The organism is Hymenobacter siberiensis, assembly GCF_018967865.2.
Lineage (GTDB): Bacteria > Bacteroidota > Bacteroidia > Cytophagales > Hymenobacteraceae > Hymenobacter > Hymenobacter siberiensis.
This window is the reverse complement of sequence record NZ_JAHLZY020000001.1, coordinates 735,404-762,322: the sequence shown is the minus strand read 5'-3', so window position 1 is coordinate 762,322 and position 26,919 is coordinate 735,404. Positions and strand designations below refer to the sequence as shown.

Genomic DNA, 26,919 nt, shown 5'->3' with positions numbered 1-26,919 from the left:
TTCGTTCAGCGGTCGAGTCAGAGACCCGAAGCCAATTGACCGCGCGTCGCAGACGCGCGCCAGCGGAGTGGCCTGTTGGATGGCCTAAAACGGAACCTGTTTGGAAAGTTTGAGCAAGTGGTTCCAAGTTGTATCAAAAGGAAAATCGTCTTGCGTTTCAGACTCATCCCGGGAAAAGATGCGGTCAGAATCCGTCCACAAGCCCAAATTGCGATGGGTTGGAGCAAACAGAATGGGGGTATCCTGTGTGGTAAATCCAATCTCGCGCATTGGGTACCCTGCTTCATCTATCTCAACCAGCCAGTAGCTGACCGATGGGAAGCACACGTCGTAGTCGGGGCTAGCCTTAGGTACTATCTTCATCAAGACCCAAGCGAGGACTTGCATTAGGGAGCCACCTTTATCAAATGGCCTGCGATGAACCTGGGGCACTTTGATGATGGCCATTGATAGTCAATTGGTGTTTTATCGCCTCTAGCCCTTTTCACTTCGCCCACGGCAGCGGCACCCTACTCTCCGTCCCGCTGCGCAGCCGGCCGATATTGGCCCGGTGCGTGTAAATCAGCAACGCCGCCAGCAGGAAGCCCACATACACCAGAAACGGCTGCGCCGGTCGGAACTGGGGCAGCAGCTGCAGCAGCGCGAAGGTGATGCCCGCCGTCATGCTGGCCAGGCTCACGTAGCGAAACAGCAGCAGCATCACGATAAAGACGAGCATGCACACGCCCACCGTGGCCGGGGCCACGCCCAGCATCATGCCCAGGATGGTGGCCACGCCCTTGCCGCCCCGGAACTGCGCAAACACCGGGTAGATGTGCCCCACCACGGCCAGCGCCCCGCAGGCCAGCCGGTAGTACAGCTCATGCTCGGGGGCGATGGCGCCCTGCGCCACCAGCCACTGCGGCAGGTAGTAGGCGGCCACGAAACCCTTCAGAGCATCGATGAGCAGCACGGCCGTACCGGCTTTGGGGCCCAGCACGCGGAAAGTGTTGGTGGCCCCGGCATTGCCGGAGCCGTGCTCGCGGATATCGGCCAGATTGAAGAAGCGGCGGCCCACCCACAGGGCCGTGGGAATGGAGCCGAGCAGATAAGCGGCCAGCAGGGCCAGGGCGATGTAGAGGAGGGGCATGGCATAAAAGTAGTGCGAAGCGGTGCTTCGCGCCCCCGCGCCACGAGGCAGCATTGCTGCCCGTGCGGGGGCGCGAAGCACCGCTTCGCACTACATGCTAGCTGTCGCCGAAGGGGTCATCCCCTTTTTTCTTTTTCTGTTTCTCTTCCTCCTTCTTCTTTTTCTCCTCGTCTTTTTTCGCCTTCTCCTCTTCCTTTTTCAGCTTTTCGGCTTCCTTGGCCTGGCGGTCGGCTTCCTTCTTAGCATCGGCGGAGTCGGGAGCGGCGGGGGTGGCAGCAGCGGGCGTAGTAGCAGCCGGAACAGCAGTAGCCGGAGCGACCACGGCCGGAGTGGCAGCTGCGGGAGCATCGGCGGCTTTGTCCTTCGCCTTTTCCTTTTTGGCCGGAGCCGGGGCCGGAGCGGGGTCGTCCAGCACGCCATCGCCGAAGGGGTCGTTGGCTTTGGCTTTTTTCTTCTTTTTGGAAGTCGGCTCGGGGGCGGCCTCGGCGGTGCCGGGGTTGGCGTTGGGGTCGGTGCCGAAGGCGTCATCGGCCTTGCCCTTTTTCTTCTTTTTGCCATCGGGGGCCTCGGCGGGGTCAGCCATGCCCGTGGGGGCCACGGTCCGGGTAATCTGCTTGCCGGTTTTGCCCAGATAGTCCTTCTGGAAGTGCGTGCGGAAGGCATCCACGTCGGTCAGCGCCCCCAGAAACACCCCGTAGCTGGTGGCCGTTTCGTAGTCGTACTTGGCCTTGCTGCTGATTTCGTAGTTGAAGTTATCGCTGGACGAAGTTGTGAGCATCAGGTTATTGGCGTACTTGAAGTAGTACCAGCTTTGCGGCTCGGCTTCGAGGTAAATCTCCACCATTTCATTCCCGTCTTCGCGACGAATCTCGATGCTGCCCGTCACCAGGGCGTTGAGCGGCTGCTTGCCCACGCCGGCCACGCCAATCGGGCCCACCGAGTACCAGGCGTGCCGCTTCTCGTTCCAGCGCAGGTTTACCTGGCTCAGCAGCAGGGTGTGGCCCGTGAGCTTGGGCGAAAGCTGCGCGATTGACCCGGCGGCCCCGCTGCGCGCGGCGTAGCTCTGCGTGGCCTTGTCGCCAATGAACTGGGCCAGCTTGTAGAGCTCATTGGTAGAGCCGGTCTGGGCCTCGGGGCCGTTTTTGGTAATTTTAGCCATCTCGCTCCCCATCACATCGATGGACTTGGGGGGCATGGTGAAGTCGATGCCCAGCAAGGCATCCACGGCGTAGCGGGCGCTGTCGGGGTTGGCCGCGCCCACGCCGCTGGCAATCATCTTGTAGTCTTTGCTGGGGGCGATGAAGGACAGCGGCCCGCGAAAGGTGATGCGGTTGGTAGAGTCGATGTAGGTGAGGGCCGCGCCCTCGTAGGCATTTATGTCGCTGGGGTCGCTGCGCGAGATGGTGTAAGTGGCCTTTTTTGCATCATAGCGTAATTCGCCGTCCACCTTCAGCATGGTCAGATCTTCGGGCGGGGGCGCGAGGGCACCATAGAGCGGGTAGAGCTTGCCGCTCTGGTCGGCCCGGAACAGGCCGATAACAAGTGGGGTATTGTCGGGGGCCTTCAGGTCGCGGAGGTTGATGCGGACGTTTTTCGGGTCGATGGAGTCCTTCAGCGCCACCCAGGAGGAGTTGGAGTGGTCGTTGCCGAACTGCAGCTGCGCTTCCCCAGTGAAGGCGAAGCCGCGCCGCCGGGAGTTCAGCTGCACGTTGCCCCGGTAGCCGATGCGGTGCAGTAGCTGCACCTTGTTGCTCACGTTCACGGCGGCCGTGGCCACGGTGGCGGGGCCCTGCGCGGTGCTTTCGAAGGCTCCGCTGGCCGTTTTGGTGCGGCGGAAAGGGTTGATACCGCCACTGCCGCTCACGTCGGTACTGGCCATCAGGAAGGCCGGTTCGGGCTCAAAGTTGTTGAAGCGCAGCGACACCGAGTCGTTGGCGGTTTTAACCACGTAGTCAGCGCTACCGGTGAAGGCCGCCTTCGACACCACTTCAATGCTGCCCTTGGTGAGGCGGTGAAGCTTGGCCAGCGAGTCGAGCAGCACCACGGAGTTTTTGAGGCGCTGAATTTTGCCATTCACCCCAACGTTCACGCGGCCCGAGTCGGGGATAATCCAAGCATCGGCGGCGGCAATGTGGGGCACGCCACTCACCTGCATCTGGTACTTGGCCAGGTCGTAGAGGCCGCTGGTAGCCTTAAATTTCAGGCCGTACTGCGTGGGATTGGTCGAGTAGAAGAACGACTTGGTGGAATCAGCTCCCTGGGCCATGCGCAGCTGCACCTGCTTTTTCTTGAAGTCCCAGTGCCCTTTGCTGAGCGTGGTGCCGAACGTGGAGTACGGCAGCTCGACGCTGGCCTTGCTATCCTTCTCGCGGGTAAAGTCGGCCGTGCCCTTCTTCAGGTTGTACTCGAAGGCCACGTCGTTGGCGGTGAGGGCGGGCTTGTTGGATTCGGCCGATTTCACGCTCAGCGTGGCATGACTGCCGGAGTAATGGTCGGAGTTAAAGGTAAAATCGTGCGACTTGATGAGCGACTGCGGGCCGTCGAGGCGGCCGTCGCCGCCGGTGCCTTTGGGCGTGAGCAGCGCCGTGCCCGTGAAGTTGTAGCTGGCCACGGTCTTAGCCTTGCGGTCGGCGTTGGCGTAGAGGCGGGCCGTGCCGCCGCCGGCCGGCGTGGCCAGGAACATCGAGTCCTGCTTCACATTCCAGTGCATGAGGTAGTTGGGCGGCATGCTGATGCGCGGAATATCGACGGCGCCCTCGGTGCGGGCCGCGATAACGCCCGTACGGCCCACGGATACCACCGAGTCGCGGTACAAGACGAAGGCGTCGGAAGTGAAGGTGCCCGACTGGTACGTGATGCTGCCATCGGCCTGCAGGCCCCGGCCGTTCATCTTCACCTTGCTGAACACCCGGCCCTTGCCCTTGTAGAGCGGAAATCCGTCCTTCGGCACATCATAAACAAAGCCCAGCGAGCCGTCTTCCTGCACCGTGAGCTTGGTTTTGAGGTCGGGCAAAATGCCACCGCTGCGGAACGTACCCGTAAAGCCCGCGCTCGATTTGCCAATGCCGTTGAGCGAGTCGAGCCGGAAGGGCGGAATGTCGAACACCAGCGTGGAGTCGTACACGCCGCCCAGCACATCCTGCTTGCCGAAGTACACGTTGGCCCCGCTCTTGGTGTCGAAAGCCGGGTATTGGCCCTTTTTCTTGCGCCCCGATTTATTGGTAGGGTCGTTGAGGAACAGGCGGCCGGTCGAGGTGCTGCCCTTGTTGGTGAGGGCAAAGTCGGCGTGCTTGCCGGTGGATTTGCCCTTGGCATTCTTGGTTTCGCTGCGAATGACGATGGAGTCAATCTTGGCCATGTCAATGTAGAAGCCGTCGTAATCGAAATTGAAATCGCGGCCCTTAAAGCGCATGGCCGAAGCCACCACCGCGCCCCGGAAATTGATGTTCCGATTCTTGCCAATGCGGATAATGGCGCTGTCCGGCTTCACGTACACCGTGGCCGAATCGTCGGAAAAGTTGAAGCGGTCCACGCCGCGCACCAGCAGCTCGTTGGTGTTCAGGTTGAGCGTAGCGTTGCGGCCCGAGCCCGACAAGGACTTAATGGCGATGTGGTCGTAGTCCTTTTTATCGCGGGCCGAGGCCACGTAGTGTGCGCCCTTGGGCAGAATGGTTACGTCGCCAGTCTGGGGGTTCCAGACCACGTAGCCATCGCGGGCCAGGCCGGCCATGTCGGAGCGCATATTGGGCACCGAGGTTTTCAGGTTCTCGGCCAACTCGCTCACATTGATGGTTTTCGCATCGCCGTGGGCCTGGCTGTAGCCCACCAGCATTTGCAGCGGGTGCAGCCGGTTGATGCTTTTGAGCTGCTGGTAGCGGTTGTTGGTGAAGAACTCCTTGCTCTCGAAATCGGCCGAGCTCTGGTTTTTCGACGACAGCACGGCGAAGTCGATGAGGGGCTGGCGCAGGTTCCAGGTCAGGGCCTCCGTGCGGATGTCCATCTGGTGGTAGGAGTCGCTGTAGGGCGTGTTCTTATACAGGCCTTCCTCGCGCGAGAGCTTCAGCTGCTGCTTATTTTTCGAGTATTTGAGCTGCGTACCGGGGTGCGTCAGCGAGTCCTTGGTGCCTTCGTAAATGGTAACGGCGGCCCGGCTGGCCGTAATCACCGAGTCGCCGAGCACGTAAGCGCGCGAGGTTGCCTTGAACTTGGGCTTGCCGTCGAGGCTCACCATGAGGTTGGCCAGCGACCCATCGAGGGCCGCGCTGAGAATCCGGCCGCCGGCCATCGAGATACCGCCCCGGTACTGAATGTTGTCGCCCAGGTTCTTGATGCGGGCATCGTTGGTGAGCGAGATGAAGCGCGGGTAGCCAGTATCGGGGGCGCCGGGCCTGCGCCGCACGCTCTTGTAGCTGAGGGCACCTTTCACGGGCGCTTCCAGCACGGCCGGGTAGCTCAGCGTCACGGGCTGGGCCGTAAACTCGGGCTTGGTCATGTCGAAGTCGAAGCCCGCCAGCTCGGCCGTTACCAGATTGGTTTTGATGGACCACACCAGCTGCCCGCTCGTGGCAACAAACCGGTTGGTGCCGGGCACGGCCGTGCCGCTCACCTTCTTCACAAACACCGAATCGCCGCCGGTGGCCATAAACAGGTCGGCATCCTTCACCACAATCACCGCGCCCCGGGTGGGCGGTGGCGAGTAGGCATTGTACACGGCCGAGGGCGTGAACGAAGGGGCCGGCGCATCAAAATCGGAAGAAGCCGGCTTGGCGGCGGCCGGTTTGGCGGCCGTGGCTTTGGTGGCCGGTTTGGCAGCGGCAGTGGCTTTTTTTGCGGGCGCTTTTTTCACGGGCGCGCCCCAGCCATCGTCATCGCCCCAGCCCCCGCCCGAGGGCGACGACCACATATCGGCCGAGTCCCAGCCGCTGCTGGACTTTTTCTTGGGCGCGGGTTTGGCGGCGGCTTTGGCCACGGGCTTAGCGGCCGGCTTTTTGGCTACGGGTTTGGCGGCGGGCAGCGGCGCTTCTTTGGGAGCGGGCGTGGGTGCCCCAAATTCCAGGTTCGACTCCGGTGCGGCGATGGGCGAGTAGGCGAACGAAACGGTGCCGCCCACGGCGCGCAGCGTGTTGTAGCCCGAGCGGTAGAGGTAGCCGCCGTTGAAAAACCGGTTGGTGCTGACGAGAAATTTCTCGGTTTCCTGCGGCGCTTCCTTCTCCAGGGTCTGGGTCAGCACGTCGAGGTACTGGTCCATCTGCTGGTCGCTGAGCTTGGCCAGAATTTTACCGGTTACGATGTTGCCAAACAGCATTTCGAAGTGCGGCCGGGGCTTAAATTTCTTGGCCAGCATGGTTTGCGACAGCGCCACAATGCGCGACTGCTGCGAGCTGGTGAGGGTATTGGAGGCCCACAGTTCTTTCAGGCGGGCGGCCGTCACACGGGCCACGGCGTTATTGGTGCTGGCCATCATGCCCTGCACGTCGTTGATGTACTGGGCGGGGTCGGTCGAAAGCTTGCCTACCTGGTAGCGCGGGGCGGCTGCCGGGGCCGTGCCAGCCGGCGCGGCCGGCTTGGTTTGTGCCAGCGCAGGCGCGGCAAAACCCAGCCACAGCCCCAGCCACACGATAAAAACACCAATTGCTTGCTTCATAAAGTCTGTTAGTTCAGGAACACTCATTCGTTGGTCCGGCTTTGGGCGGCGGCGAGCGAGCAGTATCGCCCGGCGTCGCCCCGGCATGCGGTGGCCCGCCCAGCCGCCCGCTCAACCCAACGAGTGGTTTTTCCAACGCAAACGCCGGACCCGAAGGATAGTGCCCGGTGCGGCGCATAAAAACCCGGTACAAGTTAGGCACAATCAAAAAAGCAATTCGCCAACAGTCGGGCTTAAAGTGCTTTGCCTTTTGATTATTACTTTTTTTCTCAGCAGCATCCTTTTCCCTGCCCTCGACCACAAACCCGGCCGGGCTTTACATTTGACGCATGACCCCCCCCCCCCCTATTCGCACCGCTTTGCTGGCCTATGGCATGTCGGGCAAGCTTTTTCAGGCGCCCTTTCTGGCCGCTCATCCCGGCTTCGAGCTGTACGGCGTGGCCGAGCGCACCGAGCAGCGCATGCACCTGGACTATCCCGACATCCGCAGCTACCCCAGCGTAGCCGACGTGCTGGCCGACCCCAGTATTGAGCTGGTAGTGGTGAACACGCCCAGCAACACCCACTTCGACCTGGCCAGCCAGGCCCTACGCGCCGGCAAGCACGTTCTACTCGAAAAGCCCGTGGCCACGTCCGTAGCGCAACTCCAGGAGTTATTGACCCTGGCCCAACAGCAGGGCCGCCACCTACTGGCCTACCAAAACCGCCGCTGGGACAGCGACTTTCGGGCCGTGCGGCGCGTAGTGGAAAGCGGCCAGCTGGGCCAACTATTCGAAGTCCACATTCGCTACGACCGGTACAAGCCGGCGCTGCATTTCAAGAAATTCAAGGAGGAGCCCGGCCCCGGCGCGGGCCTGCTCTACGACCTCGGCCCGCACATCATTGACCAAGCCCTGAGCCTGTTTGGCCAGCCCCTGAGCGCGCACAAAACCCTGGGCAGCTACCGCTCCGGCACCCAGGTCGACGATTTTTTCTCGCTGCACCTGCGCTACCCGGCCGGCCTGCATGTATGGGTGAGCTCGAGCCTGCTCATCGCTGACCCCGTGCCGGCCTACGTGCTGCACGGCACCCAGGGCAGTTACCAGAAAGACCGCACCGATGGCCAGGAAGCCCAATTACTGCAAGGGCTGTCGCCCCAGGCCCCCGACTACGGCCACGAAAAGCCCGGCCAGGAAGGCCGCCTCACCCTGGCCGCGCCCAATGGTACCCTCGGCACCACGCTCGACCCGGCCGCCCCCGGCAACTACCTGGGCCTGTTCGAAACCGTGTTCCAAACCATTCGCCACAACGAGCCCTACCCCATCCGCGACGAGCAGCTGCTGTGGCAGAATGAGCTGCTGGAGCAGCCGGCGGTGCTTTAGCGACGCATCATTGCTCTCTCCGGGGTTTTGCCTACCATCAGCTTATCGCCCAACGCCCGCTGCAAAGCTGGCAAATCATAGTGCCGCAGCACACCGGGCAGCACTTCCGAGTACACGTTTTTGGTCGTCGGCTGCGCCAGAAGCTGCTGGTACGTTGGGGGTATTTGGTCCACCGTCAGGCGCATGATATCCGCCCAGAGGGCGGCCGCGTGCAGGGCCGGCACCACGGCCCGGCCGCTGGAACGGAGCTCCACGGGCGCACCCGCCAGCGGGTCGACGCAGCGCACGAATACGTGTAGGATGTCGATATCAGACAGGCGCTGGATGGGCAGCTTGCGGCCTAAGTACTTATCCATCATGTTGTTGTGGTATTTGCGGTTGTAGTATTTGGGGTCGATGGCGGCGGTGGGGTCGGCGGTTTCGCCCAGGCCGAGCAGGTCGGCCAGAAGCACTGCTGTGCCTTGATTAAGGTAGGCCTGCACCTGGGTCATGCTGCTGTCGAGCACGGTCGCCTTGCCCCCATCGGCCAGCCAGATGACGACCTTGCCGGGCCGCACCGGGCCAGTGGGCAGCGCCAGCAGAAGCGGTAGCGGGGGCTCGCCCGGCAGGCGCAGCACAAACTTTTGCAGGGTTAGGCCGGCGCGGCACACGGTATCCAATGGCTGAATTTCTACCCGTGTGGGCAGGTTATCGCTGGTTATTGCTGATGCATAACTACGCTGCTGCTATTGCACCGTCGCCAGGATTTCGGCGGGAGTGACCGGGCGGCGGGCGGCCAGCCGTTGGGCTTCGGCAAAATTCTGCCTGCTCAGCGTGGCCTCGTCCCAAAAAGCGGTATTAACCTGGCCAATGGACGTGCATTGCAGCTCTTTGGTAGTTGAAACAGGCAGATTCCCTTCCCGCACCGGCGCGGCATCACCATAAAACCAACGCCGAAACCACGCCACCGCCGCCTCCCGCTTGGGCTGCGAAATGCCGTGGCCGTCATCATACGTGAATAAATCGAGCTACCCGGGCTTGCCCAAGGCGCGGTAGATGCGGCGGGTTTCGGCCATGGCGGCTTCGATTTGGGTGTAATCCACGAAATCGTAGCGGCCGGCCAGTATAAGTAGTGGCTTGGGCGCGAACATGATGGGCCAGTCGGCGATATCGAGACGGTCGCGGCCGGCCCCGAGTAGTTGCACGCAGCCGTCGGCGGGACCGGTCAGCTCCAGGTTTTTCTCGCCGCTAGCCACGTAGCGGCATAGCGCGGCTACCTTCATACGCGGCTCCAGGGCCATGAAATAGGCCGTTTGGGTAGCGCCGCCGGAATTACCGAGGCAGCGCCGCCGGGCGGTATCCACTTCGGGGCGCGTGAACAGGTAGTCGAGGCGGCGGGCGTTGTCCCAGAACTCTTCGCCGGGCGTGGTCTGGCCCAGCAAGGTGGCATCGGCGTTCAGCAGGGTATGCTTGGTGGTGCCGCCCCGGGCAAGGGGCTTGCCGGCCACATCGGTCAGCTGCATCCGCTCGCCCTGTGAGATGGGGTCAATCACCAGCGCCTCAAACCCGTGCTGCGCGAGTAAAATCGCCGTTTTCTGGTACGAAACCGTGGCTTTTGACTCCTGCTCGTGCCCGCAGAAGAGCAGTACGCCGGGCTTCTTCCCCTTGCCGGCTGGCACGTACAGATTGGCCGTGACGTGGTGGTGCGGCGTGCTTTCGTAGATGATTTTCTCAATCTGAAAGCCCGACCGCTGCAACCGGCCCGTCACCTGTGCCCGCAGCGGCGTGCGGGCCGGCAACGGCCCCAGCACTCGCCGGAAGCGGGCCCGCACGCTGTCGCGGTAAGCCAGCGCGCTGGCCGCCGACTGCACGGCACGGTCCAGCTCCGCCGCGCGGGGCGCGTACTGCGCATGCAGCTGCTGAAGCAGATAGGTGTTGAGAGTAGTAGGAGCTTTCCAGTCCAGCACGTTGGGGCCGGGCTGCTGGGCCTGGCCCGAGCGCCCTATCAGCAGCGCCAGCCAGACCAACAGGCCGATTCTTGCCCGCGTCGCCATGCGCTAGGCGGCCGCTACCGCCTGTAGCTCCTTCACCAAATCGGCGGAGCCCACGAAGAGCGGGGCGCGCTGGTGCAGGTCGGCGGTGGGCGGCACGTCGAGCACTACATCGGCCCCGGTCACGGCCATGCCGCCGGACTTGTCCACCGTGGGCGGGTAGAAGTAGATGCCGCCCGTGAAGAGGTTGCGGTGGTAGTCGGCCACCAGCGAACCCACGTAGCGGGCCGTGAGGCGGCGCTTCTTGCAGGTGGTGAGGTAGGTCCGCACGAACTCGGGGTAGTCGAACCAGTTACCCTCGTTGCAACTGAACACCGGCCCGTGCTGCGGAATCTTGATATCAGGGTGCGAGAGGAAGAATTCGCCCAACGCGTTTTCGTAGGTGAAGCCCGTTACGCCGTGGCCGGTGGTGTTCACCAGCATGGTGCTGGAGCCGTACAGGATGTAGCCGGCCGCAATCTGCGCCCGGCCACCCTGCAAAAAGTCCTCCTTGCGGGCCGGGCCGCCAATGCGCGACACCCGGCGATAAATGCCGAAAATGGTGCCGATGCTCACGTTTACGTCAATATTGGACGAGCCGTCGAGCGGGTCGATGGCCACCACGTACTTGCCGTTGTCGTTGCCGGTCTGGATAATTTCCTCGTTCTCCTCCGAGAGCACCGCGCAGGCTTCGCCGCCGTTGGTGAGGGCCCGGATGAAGCGGATGTTGGCTTCCACGTCGAGCTTCTGCTGGGCTTCGCCCTGCACGTTCTGCTCGCCCATGGCCCCGGTAATGCGCAAAAGACCGGCGCGGTTCACGATTTTACCGGCCAGGGTAATATCGTGCAGCAGCTGGCTCAGCTCGCCGGTGGCGTAGGGGAACTCGGCCTGCATGCGCATGATGTAGCGCTCCAGGGTAATGCCAACGGGCGTGGCCAGGGCATTTTCGGTAGTGGTCTGGGACATGGGGTGGATGGTATTACAGTTGGTTAGACCGTCGTGCTTCATCTTGCGTCCGCGCAGTCGAAGCATGACGGTCAGGGAAGAGCCGTGTTCTACGAGGCTTGTTTCTGAGCTTGCCACAGCACTACCTGCCAGCCTTTTTTCTTGTCCTTTATCTGCACCACCACGTACTTGATACGGGCTACGCTGGTACTACCATCGAGCTTGGGCGGCGAGGTGATTCGGATGGTGCCGTTCACCACGGCCGTCTTGTCGTCGTTGTAGGAGCGCACGTTCAGGGCATCAATTTCGATGCTGCCGTACTGGCTTTTGCCGTCGCGGATGCTCTGAATGTATTCGGCTTTGGTGTTTTCGTAGCCGTCGCCGTGGATGTAGACCAGGTCATTGCCCAGCACTTTTTCGAGCACGGCGTAGTTCTTTTTCACCTGCGCCTCAAAGCGCTGGCGTTCGAGGGCTTCCACTTCTTTTTCGGCAGTCATTTTCCTGGATTTGGGGACCTGAGCGAAGACAAGTAAGGGCAAAACCAGCAATAGCGCCAGCAGTAACGCCAGCAGTAACGGCCTCGTTTTCATATTCTTAGAGTCAGGAATGGTGTAGGGACGGGGTCGTACCCAATGGTTATTCGTCGTCGAGCTTGATGGGCTCCATGCGCGGCACCAGCGTGAACATCAGCACCCAGGCCAGCAGATAAGCCGCGCCGCAGATGAAGAACATGATGTAGTATGCCTTATCGATTTGGCCGATGCTTTCGAAGTGCACAAACATGCGTTTTTACACCAGCGCCGTGAGGGCAATACCGCCCAGACCGCCCGCCATACCGCCAATGCCCGTGACCGAGCCCACCGCCCGCTTCGGAAACATGTCCGATACGGTGGTGAAGATATTGGCGCTCCAGGCCTGATGCGCCGCCGCTGCAATGCCGATGACCAGCACCGCCAGCCACATGTTGATGCCCCCAGCCACTGCGCAAACACAATCGGGAACACGCAGCAGGCAATAAGCAGCATCGCCGTTTTGCGGGCCTTGAACGCGGGCATGCCCCGCTTCATAAAGCCCAGCGGCAGGTAGCCGCCGCCCACGCTGCCGATGCTCGACAGCACATACACCGCCGCTACCGACAGGGCAATGGCCGTGCCCTTGAGGTAGTACTGCTTGCCCAGAAAATCGGGCAACCAAAACAGGTAGAACCACCAGATGGGGTCGGGGAGGAACTTGCCAATCACGAAGGCCCAGGTTTGGCGAAAGCTCAGCAGCTTGCCCCACGAGGCTTTGGGCTTTTCCTCTGTCACGCCCTCGGCGGGCAGGCCAGCAGGAATATCGGCGTTGATGTAATCAAACTCAGCCTTGCTCAGGCGGGCGTGCTTAGCGGGCGTTTCGTAATACACTATCCAGAGCACCAGCCAGATAAAGCCCAGCGCACCCGTGATAATGAAAGCCCATTGCCAGCCAATGCTTTCGGCGATGAAGAAGGGCCGACAGGCCCGAAAAAGTAGTTGGGACCGGTCCTGCTTCTTAAAGATTTGGTGAAGCCTCAGCCAAAAGCAAGAGTTGAACAATATTTTTTTGCGCAATCGTTGCCTGGAACGATGCCATGTGCCCCTCTTCCATCCAAACCCGGCACCAAATATGCCTCAGGCACTAAAATTTCAACAAAGCATACCCGGCTTACCCAGCCGACTGCAACAAGACCAATTATTAAACTTTACCAATACAACCGATTCCCAACCCATCACCGACACGGCCCCCGGATTTCACAGATTCCCTCCGTTAAAGGCCCGTAAAAAGCCCCGGGAGCCCGTCGTTTCAAAACGACGGGCTCCCGGGGCTTCCGATTGGCAATTGCGCAAATGGGCCTACGGCGCCACGTTCGGCCCCCACTCCCGCAAGAGGGTTGACAGGGCGGCGGCCGGCAGGGCCAGGCTCAGCAGCACCCGCTATTCAAACGGGATGCTTATTTCATGCGCTGTTTCACGCAAGCCCGGCCCTACCAGTAAATGGTGTACAAGGCAGTGATGATGACCAGGATAACGGCCGTGCCAATGGCAAAGCTGGGCTGCGGCTTAAACATGCTGCTGTCGATTTCCAGACCGTTGGTTTTCACGCCGCGGCTCTTCTCATACAGGCTGATAATAATCATCCCAATCACACAGAAAACGAACACGAAACCCATCCGGTCGAGGAAGGGAATTTCGTAGACGCCGGCGGCATTTTTGATGGAGAAGCCGAAGGGCGAAAGGAACGACAGGTTCACGATGCCGGGCAGGAACTTGAGCAGAATCGAGAGCAGGAAGCCGCCGATGGTGGCAAACAGCGCCGCGCTCGACGTGGTTTTCTTCCAGAAGAAGCCCAGGATGAACATGGCAAAAATGCCCGGCGACACAAAGCCTGTGTACTCCTGAATGTACTGGAAACCGCCTTTTTTGTCGATGCCCAGGTGCGGCGCGATGAGCACGCCCAGAATCATGGCCACGACTACGGCAATTTTGCCGGTGCTCACCAGCGTCTTTTCGGAGGCGCTGGGGTTGATGACTTTCTTGTAAACGTCGAGCGTGAAGATGGTGGCAATGGAGTTGGCTTTGCCGGCCAGCGAGGCCACCACGGCGGCCGTGAGGGCGGCGAAGGACAGACCCTTGAGGCCCACGGGCAGGATGTTGAGCAGCACCGGGTAGGCGCGGTCGGGGTTCAGCTCGCCGCCCGAGACCATGGCCTTGCCGAACTCACCAAAGATGTCCTGCTTATACAGCACGTAGGCCGCGATGCCGGGCAGCACCACAATCACGGGCATCAGCAGCTTGAGGAAGGCGGCGAACAGGATACCGGCGCGGGCCGTGGGCAAATCGGCCCCCAGGGCGCGCTGGGTGATGTATTGGTTGCAACCCCAGTAGTTCAGGTTCACAATCCACATGCCGCCGAGCAGCACCGTGAGGCCCGGCAGGTCCATGTAGTTTTCGTTGTCGCGCTTGAAAATCATCTGGAAGTGGTCGCTGGCGTGCTCCGTCATCAGGCTGAAGCCGTTGAGGACGCCCGAAGAGCCGTAGTGCTCAGCTACCAGGTTCAGGGCCAGGTAGGTGGTAGCCAAGCCGCCGAGAATCAGGAAGAATACCTGAATAACGTCGGTGAAGCCAATCACCTTCATGCCGCCGAGGGTGATGATGACCGCGAAACCGGCCAGCATGTACATACAGAACGTGAGGTTGAGGCCCGCGATGCTGCTGATGGCAATGGCCCCGAGGTAGAGAATGGAGGTCAGGTTGACCACGATGTAAAGCGCCAGCCAGAACAGGGCCATAATCATGGCCACCGTGCCGTTGTAGCGCTGGCTCAGGAACTGCGGCATGGTGGCAATGTTGTTCTTCAGATACACCGGGATGAAGAACACGGCTACCACGACCAGCGTAATGGCGGCCATCCACTCGTAGGTGGCAATGGCCAGGCCCATCTTAAAGCCCGAGCCCGACATGCCCACAAACTGCTCGGCCGAGATGTTGGAGGCGATGAGCGAGGAGCCGATGGCCCACCACGTCAGGGAGCCTTCGGCGAGGAAATAGTCTTTGGAATCGCCTTCGATGGTGCCGTCGTGGCCGGTTTTGCGCCGATAAATCCAGATGCCGTAGCTGGATACGATGATGAAGTAGACGAAGAAAACGATGTAATCAATCGTAGCGAGCTGGTTCATTGAACGAAGAATGGGAATTTAGAGCAACGCGACTGCCCGCACCGGCGGGCGCAGTGTGGCGAGGCTATGGTAAAGTAATGTTCCGGCAAAAAAACCGCTTCTGAAAGGAAAATCTTTGCTTTAATTGCGCAATCGTTTTCGAAACCGTTACCGATAATTACCTGGCTAGTGAGTGCTCACCAGCCTTCACCGTCCAAAACAAAGCCAGCCGGGAAATTCCCGGCCAGCTTTGGTCGGCGCATTACTTCTTCGATTTACTTGCCTAGCAGCCAGGCAGCCAAATCCTTACCGGCCTGAAAATCCTCGAACGAAGCCGGGATTTTGCGGCCGTCGGTGTATTCGTTGTACAGCCACGGGTCGCCGAGGATGAAGACTTTGCCCTTGCCCAGGCGGGCCGTGGTCATGATAATTTTATCGTTATTGACGACCAGCGGCCGGGCCGGCGGCCGGGCCGGCGGCCGGGCCGACAGCACTGCCAGCTCCTTCACATAAGCAGTTTTGGCATTTTTGAAAACCACACTACCGGAGGTCAAATCCACTTTGCCCTGCTCGAACTGGGAGCCCTGCACCATGTTCACGCTCTGATTGGTGAACTGCACGCCGAAGTTTTTGGTCAACTCGTTGAAGTATTTGGTTTCGCAGTTGGCCGTGTCGTTGGCCAGCAGCACGAGGGTGCCGCCGCCGCGCACCCACTCAGTGATAACCTTGCTGTCGGCGGGCTGGATGTAGTTGGGCTTGGGCGACTCCTTGCGCGAGTCCGGGTCGACGATGATGTACACGCTCAGGGGCTTGAGGCTGGCGGCGGTGGGCGCGGCGGGCACGGATACCGTTTTGGCCCCCAGCTCACGGAGCTGGGGGCCCCACAGCCAGAAGCCGCCATGCGTACGCTCTTCCCAGGTGTAGTGCCATTGCTCGGGCTCGCCGGGGAGGGGGCTTTTGCGCGTTTCGTGGTTGAAGTAGTAGTCGAGGCCCACAGTTTTGCCCTGACCGAGGGCATTTTCGGCGGCAATCTCCATCTCGGTGCTGGCCAGAATGAAGGGCCCCCACGCCCTTCAAATCGTTCTTGCGCAGCGGTTCGGTAAGGTAGTAGTCGAAGGAGCCATTGCGGTGGGGCTTGCCGCCCAGGCCGCCCACGCTCACGGTACCGTTGAAGGCAAGTGCGCCGTCGGCACCCGTTTCCACGAAGGTTTTCAGGATGCCGTCGTAGCCTTTGCGGGCCACGGCGGCGCACTTTTTGTCGAGGTAGCCCATCCGCACGCCTTTGGCCAGCGCGTATACGAACATACTGCTGCCGGAGGCTTCGGCGTAGTTGCCCTTGCGGGTTTCCTGGCCCATCACGAGGCTCCAGGTGCCGGTTTTGGGGTCCTGATACCGGGCCACGGCAGGGGCCAGGCGTTGCAGGGCCTTGAGGAGCAGGGGCCGCTGCGGGTGGTTTTCGGGGAAGTAATCGAGCACGTCGACCAGGCCCATGGCGTACCAGCCCATGGCGCGGCCCCAGAAGCTGGGGCTCTGGCCGGTAGTTTTACTGGCCCAGGGCTACTCCCGGCTTTCGTCGTAGCCGTGGTAGAGCAGGCCGGTTTTGGGGTCCACAAGATGCTTCTCAATCAGGGCAAACTGCTTGGCTACGTCATCGAGCCCGGCCGGCTGGTTGAAAATCCGGCTGTACTCGGCGTAGAACGGCTCGACCATGTATAGGCCGTCGAGCCACATCTGGTTGGGGTAGGTTTTCTTGTGCCAGAAGCCGCCTTCTTTGGTGGGGGGGGCTGGGTTTCGAGCTGCTTGTGCAGCAGCTGCGCGGCCTTTATGTACTTGTCGTTGCCGGGCACCGACAACTGGCTCAGCAGCAGCAGGGCGTGGCCAGTAGTGATGTTATCGAGCTGGTATTCATCAGCCTTATAAGTGCGAATGCTGCCATCCTTTTACACAAACTGGTCAACATCTTTCTGAATGCAAGTGAAGTAGCGGCCGTCGCCGGTGCGCTGCCACACGCGTTCCAGGGCCTTCAGCATCAGCCCCTGCTAATAGTCCCAGCGGGCCGATTTCCGGTTACCGATAACGATGGAGTCAGGGCTCCAGGAAATGAAGGCATCGGCCATGCGCTGCGAATACGGTCGCGGAGGGGCCGTCTGGGCCGAGCCGGTTTCCGCCAGCAGCGTGAGGGCCAGCAAGGGAAGGAGGAATTTTCTCATAGTCATGATTTGCAAATGGCGCTGCCGGACGCCCCCCCCCGGCCCCCTCTCCGAAAAGGAGAGGGGGGAGAGTTCTGGTGAGTTGTGCACCTATAGCCAAATAATGTCGGCTGGCGCCACTCTCCTTTTCGGAGAGGGACGGGGGGGGGGGGGGGGTGAGGCGACCTTTCGCGCCGTTATGCTACCGCGCCGCCACTGGAGTTGTTTAGAAAGTACCGTGGCCGGTGATAGCGATGTTGGTGAGGTCGGTACCCGACAGCGGGGCCTGGCTGCGGATGGCCTCCTCCCCTTCCCAGGTGGTTTTGATGAGCGGATACTGGCTGCGGTCGGCCGTAAACTGCACCAGTGCGCCATCGGCCAGGTGCAGGTTCACATTGCTTTTCAGGCTGATAGGCCCGGTGAGCCACAGGCCACGCGGCACCAGCACGATGCCGCCGGCCACGGCGCAGGCCTCAATCGCCTTGCGGAATGCCTCGGTGTTCAGAGTCTGGCCGTCGGCCACCGCGCCGTATTTGGTCAGGTTGAAGGTGTCCTTCTTAAAGGCGGTTTGCAGCACCACGGGCAGGTCGGCGGTGAGCTTGCCCGCAAATACAGTGCGGCTGAGGTGGCTGGCCAATGCCAACTTTTGGGCTGCTACATCCTCGGCTACCAGCTGGGCCACGCGGGTGGCTCCATACTCTGAGAAGTGGGTGTCGTCGTTTTTGGCGGGGGCTACGGGGTTGGGCTGGTAGTAGCCGTTCTGGTAGCTCCAGAACAGCGGGCGGGTGCCGGCCTCGCCCAGGCCCGAGTACAGGGCCCAGCTTTTCTCGTGCAGGTCAATGAGCGGCACTTTCTGGGCTTTGGCCACCTCGCGCACCACGCCGGCGTACTCGCTGTGGTCGTCCTTGCGCTTGCCATTGCTATCGAGATATCGGCGACCTACCGGCTTGATCAGCAGGATATTCGCCCCTTTGGCCCTGCCCTCCTGCACAAATTTGGTGAGCAGCTGGCGGTACAGCGTCTGGGCCGTGGCCGAGCGGGTGCTGTCTTCGGCTTTGGAGTCGTTGTGGCCAAACTGGATGAATACCCAATCGCCGAGCTTAATGACTTCGAGCACCTTGGCCCAGCGGCCTTCGCGCAGGAAGCTTTTGGTGCTGCGCCCGTTCACGGCGGTGTTGCGAATCACCACGCCGCCGTCGAAGTACTGGCCGAATTCCATGCCCCAGCCGCGCTCGGGCTTGGTGAGGTCGGGCTTGTCGGCCATGGTGGAATCGCCGACCAGGAAAATCTGGGTTTTGGGGGTTTCGGCCGGGTGCCAGGCCATGGTCAGGAAGGCAGCCAGGCCGGCCAGTATCGTTACGAAGGTTGATTTCATTGAAGGAAAACCAAAGGTGGGACTCGCGCTGGCCGGAGCCATCAAGGGATTGTAAAGGCAGGGTTGCCCTAACAGTCTTAGACCAGACGCGCCCCGAAAACAGCCTGTTTTTGCCGGATTAGGCACCTTTAATTGCGCAATCATTGCCGGGAACGTTGCCACGTCGGCCCGTCTTCCCCAACAATCCCGTTTCAGCCATCGCAATCCATTCTGAGATTTATTCTACGACCAACGAAGCCCCGGCTCCGGCCGGGCGCGGGTGGGAACGTTCCCGACAAGGATTGCGCAACTATAGTCCCGCAAAGCTTTTGCATTGGCCAACCAAAGCCAGACATTGTGAGGGTAATGTCTGGCTGAGCTACGCTCGGCGGCACGCACCCTGGTTTTTTATCCATTCATTTTCCACCGATTCGTCCTTTACCTCACCCTATTTCCAATACTCCCGATGAAAAAAATCTACTTCCGGCATTCCTGCTCTTAGGTGGCCTCGGCTTTGCCGAAAAAGCCAACGCCCAAACGGCAGCCTTCGTGCAATATCCCCTCACCATCAACGGCAGTGACAACGCCACCGTGCTCTCCACCGGCGTTACGACCAATGCGCCGGTGCTGCACCGCATCGTGCTTTCCGATGGCGGCACGGCCGGCGGCCTGGTTCCCGCCTATTGCATCAAAGGCCAGGCTATTGGCGCAGTCGCCGATGGCACTGGTTTCAGCACGCTGGCCAGCTCGCCAAAAGGCATTGCTTACGAGCAGTTTTCCATCACAGCTACGGCCGCTTTACGCGTCGATTCGCACGACTTCAATATCCGCACGACCCAAAGCACTAACAGCCGGCTGTCGCTGCTGTGGCCGCTGAACGGGTTCATCACGGACTCGACGGAATTCAGCTACGCCAAAGGCCCTGCCACCAACCCGGGCACCAGCACGAGCTTACCCGTCACCCCCGGCGGCATTTTGCCGTCGGCCCACAATGGCACGTTTGGCACCGGCATTACGGGTCCCAGCGCCGCTACGGCATACGCTTACATGCCCCAAGACAACTCCCTGAACCCCAAAGACGGTTTCCTCTTTGCATTCAACAACAACGCTACGGGCCTGACCCTGGCCGCCGGCCAGACGCTGATGGTACGCCTCTACACGGCCCTGGGCAGCAACACCGTCGGCCGCTGCGTGCTGCTCAGCAACATGACCTTTAAGAGCCGGCAGGCTTACGTTCCCATATTCCTGGCTACCCGCTCGCTGGTGGCTACCAACCTGGGCGTGTACCCCAACCGCACGCAGAACCGCCTGAACGTGCCCCATACCGCCGCCAGCCGCGATGCCCGCGTCACGGTATTCCGCACCACCGGGGCCCGGGTTGCCAGCTTCAGCGCCCAGCCCGGCACCACCGAAACGGCCGTAGACCTGAGCAACCTGAGCCGTGGCCTCTACCTGGTAGAGTACGCCGACGGTGGCCAGCGCAGCAGCGCCCGCATTGCCAAGGAATAGCCTGTTCCGGCTTTCGCCCGTTTGCAACGCGCCCCTGGCTCTGCCGGGGGCGCGTTTTGTTTTAGGTGTTATCGAAGTGAGCGCCGCAGCAAGCTGGCATGCCGCCGCCCGGTGCGCAAGTGAAACAGCCGTAATTTCTGTCAGGAAAGCGGCATGTTGGCACTTCCCGCTTGTTCACCCCAATCCGGAGTCGTTGCAAACAGCACCGGCTACCGCCTTACTTCCCCTTCACGGTGAGCGTGCTGCTGCCCAGGGCGGGCATGCCGTCCAGGCTCAGGCCCTCGGCCACGGCCTGGAAGGTGCCGCTGCCGTCAGCGGTGAAGAAGTGCAGCTCGGCCTCGCCCTTGGCGTTGGTCCGCACGATGGGGTTCCAATAGAGGGTGCTGGTGCGCGGGTCGGCGGGCGGGTTGGTGAGCAGGGCGTTGTAGCGGGGCTGGTAAAACTCGCGCACCTCGGCGAAGCCAGCCATCTTCACAATGGCAATGCCCGGCGAAGGGCCTTTATCGGCGCCCTTGTAGTTGGGGTCGGCGCGCTTGGTGTAGATGGCGATGGCCCCGCCGGTGCCGCCAAAAATAGCCGCCTCGGCACCCTTGAATATCTCAACCGACTCGACATCATTGGACGACATGTTGGCAATGAAATCGAGGTCGACCCGCTGCCCATCCAGAATAAACAGCGGCGTGCCCGAGTTTCGGATTTGAACCGACAGGTTGGGGGCCTGGCCCGTAATTACGAGGCCCGCCACGCGGCCCTGGAGCAGCTGCAACACGTTCATACCCGACTGCGAAGCCGACATTTCGGTGAAGTCGACCACCGTGCCGCCGGTGGCGCCATAGAGGCGGCGCGGGTCGTCGGAGGGGATTTTCACGCGCTTGGCCGTCACGGCCACGTTGCTCAGAGTGATGTTGCGAATGGCTCTCTCGGGGTGCATATCGAGGTCGGCGGCCTGGGCCTGGCGGCTGCGGCGCACGAAGGCGGCCACCCCCGCCGGGGCGGCCGCCAGCGAGGGCAGCGGCGGCAGCGCCTGGGTAGGTATCGCGGGGCCTTCATCGGGCAGAATGAGCACGTTGCTACCGCCCTGCGACCGCCGCGCCTGCAGCGTGATAACGGCCGTATCGACCACCGGAATGCCCACGAAGCTAAAGCGGCCATTGGCGTTGGTGGTGCCGGTGGTCACGTTTTTGGAAGGGCGCGTTTGCAGGAAGGTGAGCTGGCTGTTGGCAATGGGGCGGCTGCCGTGCTCGCTCACGACCTGACCCACCAGGCTCAGGTCGTGCTCGGCGCTGAAGGGCTGAAGCGGGGCCTGGCCGGCCAGCACCTGCTTCCACACAAAGCGCCGCCAGCCCTGGGTGAGCAGCAGGTCGTCGAGGGCCAGATTGGGGCCGGCCGAGGTGCTGCGGAAGTAGTAGCCCGGGTTTTCCACGTAGCCCACCAGGTCAGAGGTCAGCAGCAGGTTCGAGGCAATGGTTTCGGCGGTGGGGTCGAGGGCACTGAGGCCGGCATCGCTCACACCGAGCGAGAAATTAGTGGCCACCGGCTGGCCGGCGGCGTCGGTCACGCGCACGGCCAACTGCACCGGCGCGTGCGGCCCATAGCTGGGCTGGTCTGGGGTGATGCTGATGCGCAGCCCGGCCGGCCCATTCTGCACAAAAGCCAGCCGCTCGCACCGCGGCGTGCCCTCCGCATCGAACAGCGTGAAATGCACGATGCCGCTGGGGTAGTTCTTTTTGGGCATGCGCCACGCGGCGGGGGCATCGCCAGTGAAGGTGCGGGGGCCGGGGTATACCGCCACGCCGCGCACCTGGGTCATGAGCTGCACGGGGCCAGGAGCGGGCGCGCCGGGCACGCCCCGGTAGCGGGCCTCTACGATAAAGTTTTCGCCACCATCCACTACGTGCAGGGTGTAGCCGCTGGGCTGCACGGCGGGCAGCGGGTAGTCGGCGGTGCTGCCATCGGGCATGGTGAAGTGGGCGTGGTAGCGCTGGCCGCTGCCGGGCAAAAAGGCAAAGCGCCCCATGCCCGCGTGCCGGCTGCTGAAGGAGGGCACTACCACCCCATTTTTATCATTCAGAATCTGGCCGCGCACGTCGAGGCCCCGGCCGTTGGGGTCGGTGGCTTTGCAGGCCACCACGGCGGGCAGCCCCTCCACGAGGTAGCCGCCTTCGGGCAGAAACTGCACATCGGGGCGGGCGGCGGCGGCGGCGCGGGCGCGGGCAAAGGCCGTGGTGGGCACGGCCACCGGGCGGGGCTCCTGCGGGCCAATGGGCGAGGCCGGCCATACGCTCAGCCGGCGGCTGTACACGAACTCGTCGCCGGCGTTGCGCATCCAGTTGGTGTAGGCCCGCAGCACGTAGGTGCCAGCGGCCAGGGTATCGGTAATGGCGAGGTCGCCGCTGGCACGGCCGCCCTGCAGGCGCAGGGTGCGGCGGGCCACCACCCGGTGCTCGGGCGAAACCAAATCGACGTGCAGCACCTGGCTGAGCGAGTCGAGCCGGTGCGCCGAAGCATCAACCACGTAGGCACTGAACCAGATGGTTTCGCCGGTGCCGTACACCGGCCGGTCAAGGTGCAGGTACACTTTTTCCTGCCGGGCGGCGGCGTAGTACTCGGCCAGCTGCCGGGCAATGCGCGGCAGCAGCCCATCCTCGGGCGGGCGCAGCCGAAACGCGGTGAGGCCAATGGCAACGGCCAGCCCGGCGGCCAGCATTCCTTTTTGCACGCGCACTACTTTCATGGTTGCATTCAGTCGAAAACAGACGGCCCGCACACACGGGCCGGCTCCTAGATTACCGCACAAAGATGGCGACGACATGAAGCACCGGCCCACCCGGGCACCTTCCTTAGCGACAGCAAGCTACTCGCCAGCGCGCTACTGCCGGGGTTTTTGGGGCGGCTTGGGCAAAAAATCGGTACTCTTGTTAGGACTTACGCACTCGACTATACAAGTGCTTGAATGAGTGGTTTTTGGAGCAACTGCCGCAGGTAGGGTGCCCATTGCTGTTGGTCACCTGATAAATAGTTTGCCCCATGCGGCGGGCGTGTTGACGCAGCGATACCCAGGCCAAGCAACAACAGGCCAAGTGGTTGCGTTGCGCCATCTCCTTCCGGCACGGGCACTTCTCCGACCCCGTCAACTGTTTGAAGCTGCGGTGAAACTCCTCTACCTGCCAACACACCTGCACGGCTTCAATCACCATTTCGCGGGTCAGATGAGCAGCCAAGTGGTTGGTAATAAACCATTCAATGTCGCCGTTCGTGGCCACTAGCTTGAAGAGTTTTACGCCAAAGGGCACTTCTTTCAGGCGCACTTCCACGCCCTGACTCCAACCGCCGGGCGGCGGCGCTAAGCGGCCAGGCCGGCCACCAATGCCACGAGGCCCAGGCCAACCCGCGCCGCTGGCCGGCCGGCTGCAACACGAAGCGAAGAAAACGGAGTGGAGAATAAATTCATTGCGGGAAATCTGGGGTGCTGATAAAAGAATCACCCAGGCCCGCCGCACCAAAACAGCCGCGGCAGGCCGGTAATTCTGTATGCTAATATTACGGCCCCAATGGCTCGTAATATGCCTTCAGGACCCTTTTTATTCGCGCAATCGTTGCCGGGAAGGATGCCACCCGGCACAACCAACGCCCCATGCAGCCGACCGCAACGCAAAACGTCCTGCTTCGCAACCGAAGCAGGACGTTCTTTACTATTGGTGCTGCTGGTACTTATTCCTTCTCAAACACCGCCGATACCCAGCTACGCAGCGTGCGGTGGCGCTGGTAGCGCAGGCCATGCTTGCTGGCCTCGGCCTGAATTTTGGGCAGGTCTTCCTCGTAGAAGCCGCTGAACAGGATGGGCCGGCCGCTGGGCAGCAGGCGGGCGTACTCGTGCATATCCTCCAACAGCACGTTGCGGTTGATGTTGGCCAGAATGAGGTCGAAGGGCTCCTCGTTGGCGAGGGTTTCCACGCCGCCCAGGCGACACTCGATGCCGTGGCACTGATTTTCGGCGGCGTTGTCGCGGGCATTTTCCACGGTCCAGGGCTCGGTGTCAACGGCCAGCACCTGGCGGGCCCCCAGCATCTCAGCCATAATGGCCAGAATGCCGGTGCCGGTGCCCATGTCCAGCACGCGCAACCCTTTATGGCTCACATCAAGCTGATTTTCAATCATCAGGGCCGTGGTTTCGTGGTGGCCCGTGCCGAACGACATGCGCGGCATTATCACAATGTCGTAGTCGACACCGGCCGGCTCGGGGTGAAACGGCGCACGCACCGATACCCGCTCGGCAATGATGAGAGGTTGGAAGTTCTTCTCCCACTCGGCATTCCAGTTCTGGCGGGTAATCACGCGGTGCGAATGGCTCAGCTCGCCCTGGCCCTCGTAGCGGCTCATGATTTCGGCCACCGCGTCGGGGTTGAAAACATCTTCGGTGGTGTAGGCCTGGAAGCCTGCATCGGTATCCTCAAAGGTGTCGAAACCCACTTCGGCCAGCTCGGCCACCAGAATGTCGGCCAGCTCGCGCGGGGCTTCGACGGTCAGTTCAATAAAATCCACTTGGTTGAAGTTATAAGTTAAGCGTTAGGAGTACTCTACCCTACTATTTTTCAGGTACAAAAACGGGGCAGCCCGACCTTTGGGGTTCCGACACCACCAAAAATCCGTTCTGCCCCGTGAAGCAACACTTCGCCGCTAAAATTACGACGCTTTTGCAGCAGGCCCCGTTTGTGGGCCACTTGTCCCGCCAAAAGTTTGTGGGCCAGTTCATTCTTGGCCTGATAAAGAGCCGCAACGTGCAATTCGGCGAGGTGGCCCAGCACCTCAATGACGCGGCCAAGCCCGCCTCGAACGAAACGCGCATTCAGGACTTTTTCCGCGAAGTCGACCTCAATTACGTACTGTTGGCCAAGCTTTTACTGAGTTTGTTGCCTGCGCAGGGCAAGCTGCGCTTATGCCTCGACCGCACGGAGTGGGACTTCGGCCAGTGCCAGGTGAACATCCTACTCGTCACCGTCGGCACGGGCGAAGTCCACGTGCCCCTTTATTGGCACCTACTCGACAACCGCAGCGGCAACTCCAACGCCGCCGACCGCATCGCCGTGCTCGAAATCTGCGTGGCCTTGCTGGGCAAAGACTGCATCGGCCTGGTCGTGGGCGACCGGGAATTTGTCGGCCATGCGTGGTTCAAGTGGCTCAAAGACAACGGGCTTAATTTTATCATGCGCCTGCCCAAGCACCATTGCCTGACCCACGCCGACGGCCGGCGGCAGGCCGTGGCCGACCTGGGCCTGGTGCCGGGGCAGGTGCGCCGCTTCGCCCACGTGCAGGTCGACGGGGTTTGGGGGCAGGTCTGGGTCAAGGCCGTGGCGGCGGACGCGTTTGTCTTCCTGTTTGCCACGGCCGGCCTGAACCACCTCGCGCAACTCTACGCCAAGCGCTGGACGATTGAGCAATGCTTTCAAAATCTGAAAGGGCGGGGCTTTAACTTGGAAGCCACCCACTTGCGCTGTTTCCAAAAGCTGCGCAAGCTCGTGGCCCTGGTCAGCCTGGCCTACGCGTTTTGTCTGGGCGTGGGCGCGGCCGCCCACGGCGGCCGCCAGCCCATTGCCCGCAAAAACCACGGCTACCGGGCCGCCAGCCTGAGCCGCCACGGCCTCAATCTGCTCCGCCAACTCGCCCGCCCGCTGACCCTGCCCGAGGACCCATTGGCCCGCTTGGTTGAAACGCTACTGAACTGGATTACGAGGCAACTTGCTAAAAATCAATTACTAAAAATAGTAGGGTAGAGTACGTTAGGAGTTAAGAGTTTGAGAACCGAAAGATTGAAGTTGAAGCCGTTTAACAGTTCAACTTATAACTTTTAACTCCTAACTCTTAACTCCCCTTAATTGGTCTTGCAGCCGGCGAAGGAGCGCACCGTGGTGTAGTGAATGCTGAAATCAGCGCGGCTGCGGTCGGTTACCACCAGCAGCACGTAGTCGGCAAAGTCGCGGGCGGGGGCTTCGGCCCACAGGCCGGGCTTATCGGCAAACAGCTTGTTGTTCTCCTTGAAAATCAGCACATCGGCAAAGGCTTCTTCGGGCTCTACGTACACCGTGCCGTAGCAGTAGCTGCGCCGGCCCGGGTCGGTTTCGAGATAGACTGAGCCGAAGATTTTGCACGGCTCCAGCGGGCCGGCCGCCGGGCTTTTGGCGGGTAGCAGGGCCAGCAGGAGCGTGAGAATGAAGGAGAGCATTGAGGAAGGGTTGAGTTTTGAATGTTGAGGGTTGAGTGTAGGATGTCAAATGCAATGCCGCGTTGCGCGTTCAACTCAACACTCAACCCTAAAAATTCAACCCTTCTTAAAACGACTGGATAATCGTGGTGAAGTCCGCCGCTTTCAGGGCCGCGCCGCCGATGAGGCCGCCGTCCACGTCGGGCTGCGAGAACAGCTCCTTGGCATTCTGCGCATTAGCCGAGCCGCCGTAGAGAATGGTGGTATCGAGGGCGGCTTCGGCGTCGTAGGCGCGGGCAATCTGCTCGCGGATGAAGGCGTGCACTTCCTGCGCCTGGGCGCTGGTGGCGGTGCGGCCCGTGCCGATGGCCCAGATGGGCTCGTAGGCAATCACGACCTGGGCAAATTCCTCATTGCTGAGGTGGAACAGGCCATCAGTGAGCTGCTTGCCAATGTATTTAAACGTTTCGTCGGCCTCGCGGGTATCCAGCGACTCGCCCACGCAGAAAATGGGCTTGAGGCCGGCGGCCAGGGCGGCTTTCAGCTTCTGGCTCAGCAGCTCGTCATCTTCGCGGAAGTACTGGCGGCGCTCCGAGTGGCCCAGAATCACGTATTCGCAGCCCACTGAGGCCAGCATTTTGGCCGAAACTTCGCCGGTGAAGGCGCCGCTTTCTTTCTGGTGGCAGTTCTGGGCCCCGAGGTGAAAATTGGAGGCTTGCGGCAGCTGCTGGCCCACGGCGTGCAGGAACGGGAAAGGCGGGCAAATCACGACGGTGGGCGCGGAAGCCGCGCCCGCTTCGCCGGCCAGACTGGTGATTTCACCTACCAGGGCCAGGGCCTCGGGGTAGGTCAGGTTCATTTTCCAGTTGCCGGCAACAAGTTTTTGGCGCATAATCGAGCGGGTCAG

At 61.5% G+C, this 26,919-nt stretch carries 21 protein-coding genes and 3 pseudogenes; 3 read left to right on the top strand and 21 right to left on the bottom strand.

Going from position 1 to position 26,919, the window contains the following annotated elements; translation table 11 throughout:
• Positions 1–84: 84 nt before the first annotated feature.
• The 3 genes from KQ659_RS03245 to KQ659_RS03235 all read right to left on the bottom strand — a co-directional run bounded on the left by KQ659_RS03245 (position 85) and on the right by KQ659_RS03235 (position 6,773).
• Positions 85–447, bottom strand: coding sequence for a hypothetical protein (locus KQ659_RS03245; protein WP_216678816.1), 363 nt, complete (start codon positions 445–447; stop codon positions 85–87).
• Between the two features lie 37 nt (positions 448–484).
• Positions 485–1,129 carry a glycerol-3-phosphate 1-O-acyltransferase PlsY gene (plsY, locus tag KQ659_RS03240; RefSeq protein ID WP_216678817.1) on the bottom strand — a complete coding sequence of 215 codons (645 nt, stop codon included), beginning with the start codon at positions 1,127–1,129 and terminating at the stop codon, positions 485–487.
• Positions 1,130–1,226: 97 nt separating this feature from the next.
• Complete coding sequence (locus KQ659_RS03235; protein WP_216690294.1) at positions 1,227–6,773, bottom strand: hypothetical protein; 5,547 nt, start codon at positions 6,771–6,773, stop codon at positions 1,227–1,229.
• Between the two features lie 329 nt (positions 6,774–7,102).
• On the opposite strand from KQ659_RS03235, the gene KQ659_RS03230 reads away from it, so the two are divergent.
• On the top strand, positions 7,103–8,134 hold the full coding sequence (locus KQ659_RS03230; RefSeq protein WP_216690295.1) for a Gfo/Idh/MocA family protein: 1,032 nt from the start codon (positions 7,103–7,105) through the stop codon (positions 8,132–8,134).
• Here KQ659_RS03230 and KQ659_RS03225 read toward each other — a convergent pair.
• The 13 genes and pseudogenes from KQ659_RS03225 to KQ659_RS03175 form a co-directional block, all read right to left on the bottom strand.
• Complete coding sequence (locus KQ659_RS03225) at positions 8,131–8,793, bottom strand: hypothetical protein (protein ID WP_216690296.1); 663 nt, start codon at positions 8,791–8,793, stop codon at positions 8,131–8,133. The two genes, KQ659_RS03230 and KQ659_RS03225, sit on opposite strands and share 4 nt — an antisense overlap.
• Before the next feature lie 66 nt (positions 8,794–8,859).
• Positions 8,860–9,081 carry a hypothetical protein gene (locus KQ659_RS03220; RefSeq protein ID WP_216678821.1) on the bottom strand — a complete coding sequence of 74 codons (222 nt, stop codon included), beginning with the start codon at positions 9,079–9,081 and terminating at the stop codon, positions 8,860–8,862.
• 60 nt (positions 9,082–9,141) lie between these two features.
• Entirely contained in the window at positions 9,142–10,167 is a 1,026-nt protein-coding gene (locus KQ659_RS03215; RefSeq protein WP_216690297.1) for an alpha/beta hydrolase family protein, read from the bottom strand.
• Positions 10,168–10,170: 3 nt separating this feature from the next.
• Positions 10,171–11,109: a class 1 fructose-bisphosphatase gene (locus KQ659_RS03210; protein ID WP_216690298.1), complete on the bottom strand. Its 939-nt coding sequence runs from the start codon at positions 11,107–11,109 to the stop codon at positions 10,171–10,173.
• Between the two features lie 89 nt (positions 11,110–11,198).
• On the bottom strand, positions 11,199–11,585 hold the full coding sequence (locus KQ659_RS03205) for a nuclear transport factor 2 family protein (RefSeq protein WP_216678823.1): 387 nt from the start codon (positions 11,583–11,585) through the stop codon (positions 11,199–11,201).
• A 139-nt stretch (positions 11,586–11,724) separates the two neighbouring features.
• Positions 11,725–11,871 carry a hypothetical protein gene (locus KQ659_RS03200; protein ID WP_216678824.1) on the bottom strand — a complete coding sequence of 49 codons (147 nt, stop codon included), beginning with the start codon at positions 11,869–11,871 and terminating at the stop codon, positions 11,725–11,727.
• A gap of 6 nt (positions 11,872–11,877) precedes the next feature.
• Entirely contained in the window at positions 11,878–12,069 is a 192-nt protein-coding gene (locus tag KQ659_RS03195) for a hypothetical protein (protein WP_216678825.1), read from the bottom strand.
• Positions 12,070–12,113: 44 nt separating this feature from the next.
• Positions 12,114–12,662, bottom strand: a pseudogene (locus KQ659_RS03190) (MFS transporter); the annotation flags it as partial.
• A 428-nt stretch (positions 12,663–13,090) separates the two neighbouring features.
• The gene (locus tag KQ659_RS03185; RefSeq protein WP_216678826.1) at positions 13,091–14,782 is read right to left on the bottom strand and encodes a sodium/sugar symporter; all 1,692 of its coding nucleotides are present in this window, start codon (positions 14,780–14,782) and stop codon (positions 13,091–13,093) included.
• Positions 14,783–15,036: 254 nt separating this feature from the next.
• Positions 15,037–15,798, bottom strand: coding sequence for a hypothetical protein (locus tag KQ659_RS21750; protein WP_332875089.1), 762 nt, complete (start codon positions 15,796–15,798; stop codon positions 15,037–15,039).
• 82 nt (positions 15,799–15,880) lie between these two features.
• Positions 15,881–16,507: pseudogene (locus tag KQ659_RS21745) on the bottom strand (glycoside hydrolase family 88/105 protein); the annotation flags it as partial.
• Between the two features lie 293 nt (positions 16,508–16,800).
• The gene (locus KQ659_RS21740; RefSeq protein WP_317196045.1) at positions 16,801–16,971 is read right to left on the bottom strand and encodes a hypothetical protein; all 171 of its coding nucleotides are present in this window, start codon (positions 16,969–16,971) and stop codon (positions 16,801–16,803) included.
• Positions 16,972–17,176: 205 nt separating this feature from the next.
• Positions 17,177–18,325 (bottom strand): GDSL-type esterase/lipase family protein, encoded by a 1,149-nt coding sequence (locus tag KQ659_RS03175; protein WP_216690299.1) that lies wholly within the window; start codon positions 18,323–18,325, stop codon positions 17,177–17,179.
• A gap of 528 nt (positions 18,326–18,853) precedes the next feature.
• Here KQ659_RS03175 and KQ659_RS21735 point away from each other — a divergent pair.
• Positions 18,854–19,813: a T9SS type A sorting domain-containing protein gene (locus KQ659_RS21735; RefSeq protein ID WP_216690300.1), complete on the top strand. Its 960-nt coding sequence runs from the start codon at positions 18,854–18,856 to the stop codon at positions 19,811–19,813.
• 217 nt (positions 19,814–20,030) lie between these two features.
• On the opposite strand, the gene KQ659_RS03165 is transcribed toward KQ659_RS21735, so the two are convergent.
• The 3 genes and pseudogenes from KQ659_RS03165 to prmA all read right to left on the bottom strand — a co-directional run bounded on the left by KQ659_RS03165 (position 20,031) and on the right by prmA (position 24,355).
• Positions 20,031–22,547: an MG2 domain-containing protein gene (locus KQ659_RS03165; protein WP_216690301.1), complete on the bottom strand. Its 2,517-nt coding sequence runs from the start codon at positions 22,545–22,547 to the stop codon at positions 20,031–20,033.
• A 203-nt stretch (positions 22,548–22,750) separates the two neighbouring features.
• Positions 22,751–23,160 (bottom strand): annotated as a pseudogene (locus KQ659_RS03160) (IS701 family transposase); the annotation flags it as partial.
• A gap of 364 nt (positions 23,161–23,524) precedes the next feature.
• Positions 23,525–24,355 carry a 50S ribosomal protein L11 methyltransferase gene (gene prmA / locus KQ659_RS03155; protein WP_168671167.1) on the bottom strand — a complete coding sequence of 277 codons (831 nt, stop codon included), beginning with the start codon at positions 24,353–24,355 and terminating at the stop codon, positions 23,525–23,527.
• Between the two features lie 116 nt (positions 24,356–24,471).
• Here prmA and KQ659_RS03150 point away from each other — a divergent pair, with 116 nt between their 5' ends.
• Positions 24,472–25,584, top strand: a complete 1,113-nt coding sequence (locus KQ659_RS03150; protein WP_216690302.1) for an IS4 family transposase — start codon at positions 24,472–24,474, stop codon at positions 25,582–25,584.
• Between the two features lie 98 nt (positions 25,585–25,682).
• Here the strand turns inward: KQ659_RS03150 and KQ659_RS03145 are convergent, their stop codons facing one another.
• Positions 25,683–26,033, bottom strand: a complete 351-nt coding sequence (locus tag KQ659_RS03145; protein WP_216678831.1) for a hypothetical protein — start codon at positions 26,031–26,033, stop codon at positions 25,683–25,685.
• Positions 26,034–26,139: 106 nt separating this feature from the next.
• Positions 26,140–26,904, bottom strand: a complete 765-nt coding sequence (gene tpiA / locus KQ659_RS03140; protein ID WP_216678832.1) for a triose-phosphate isomerase — start codon at positions 26,902–26,904, stop codon at positions 26,140–26,142.
• Positions 26,905–26,919: the final 15 nt, after the last annotated feature.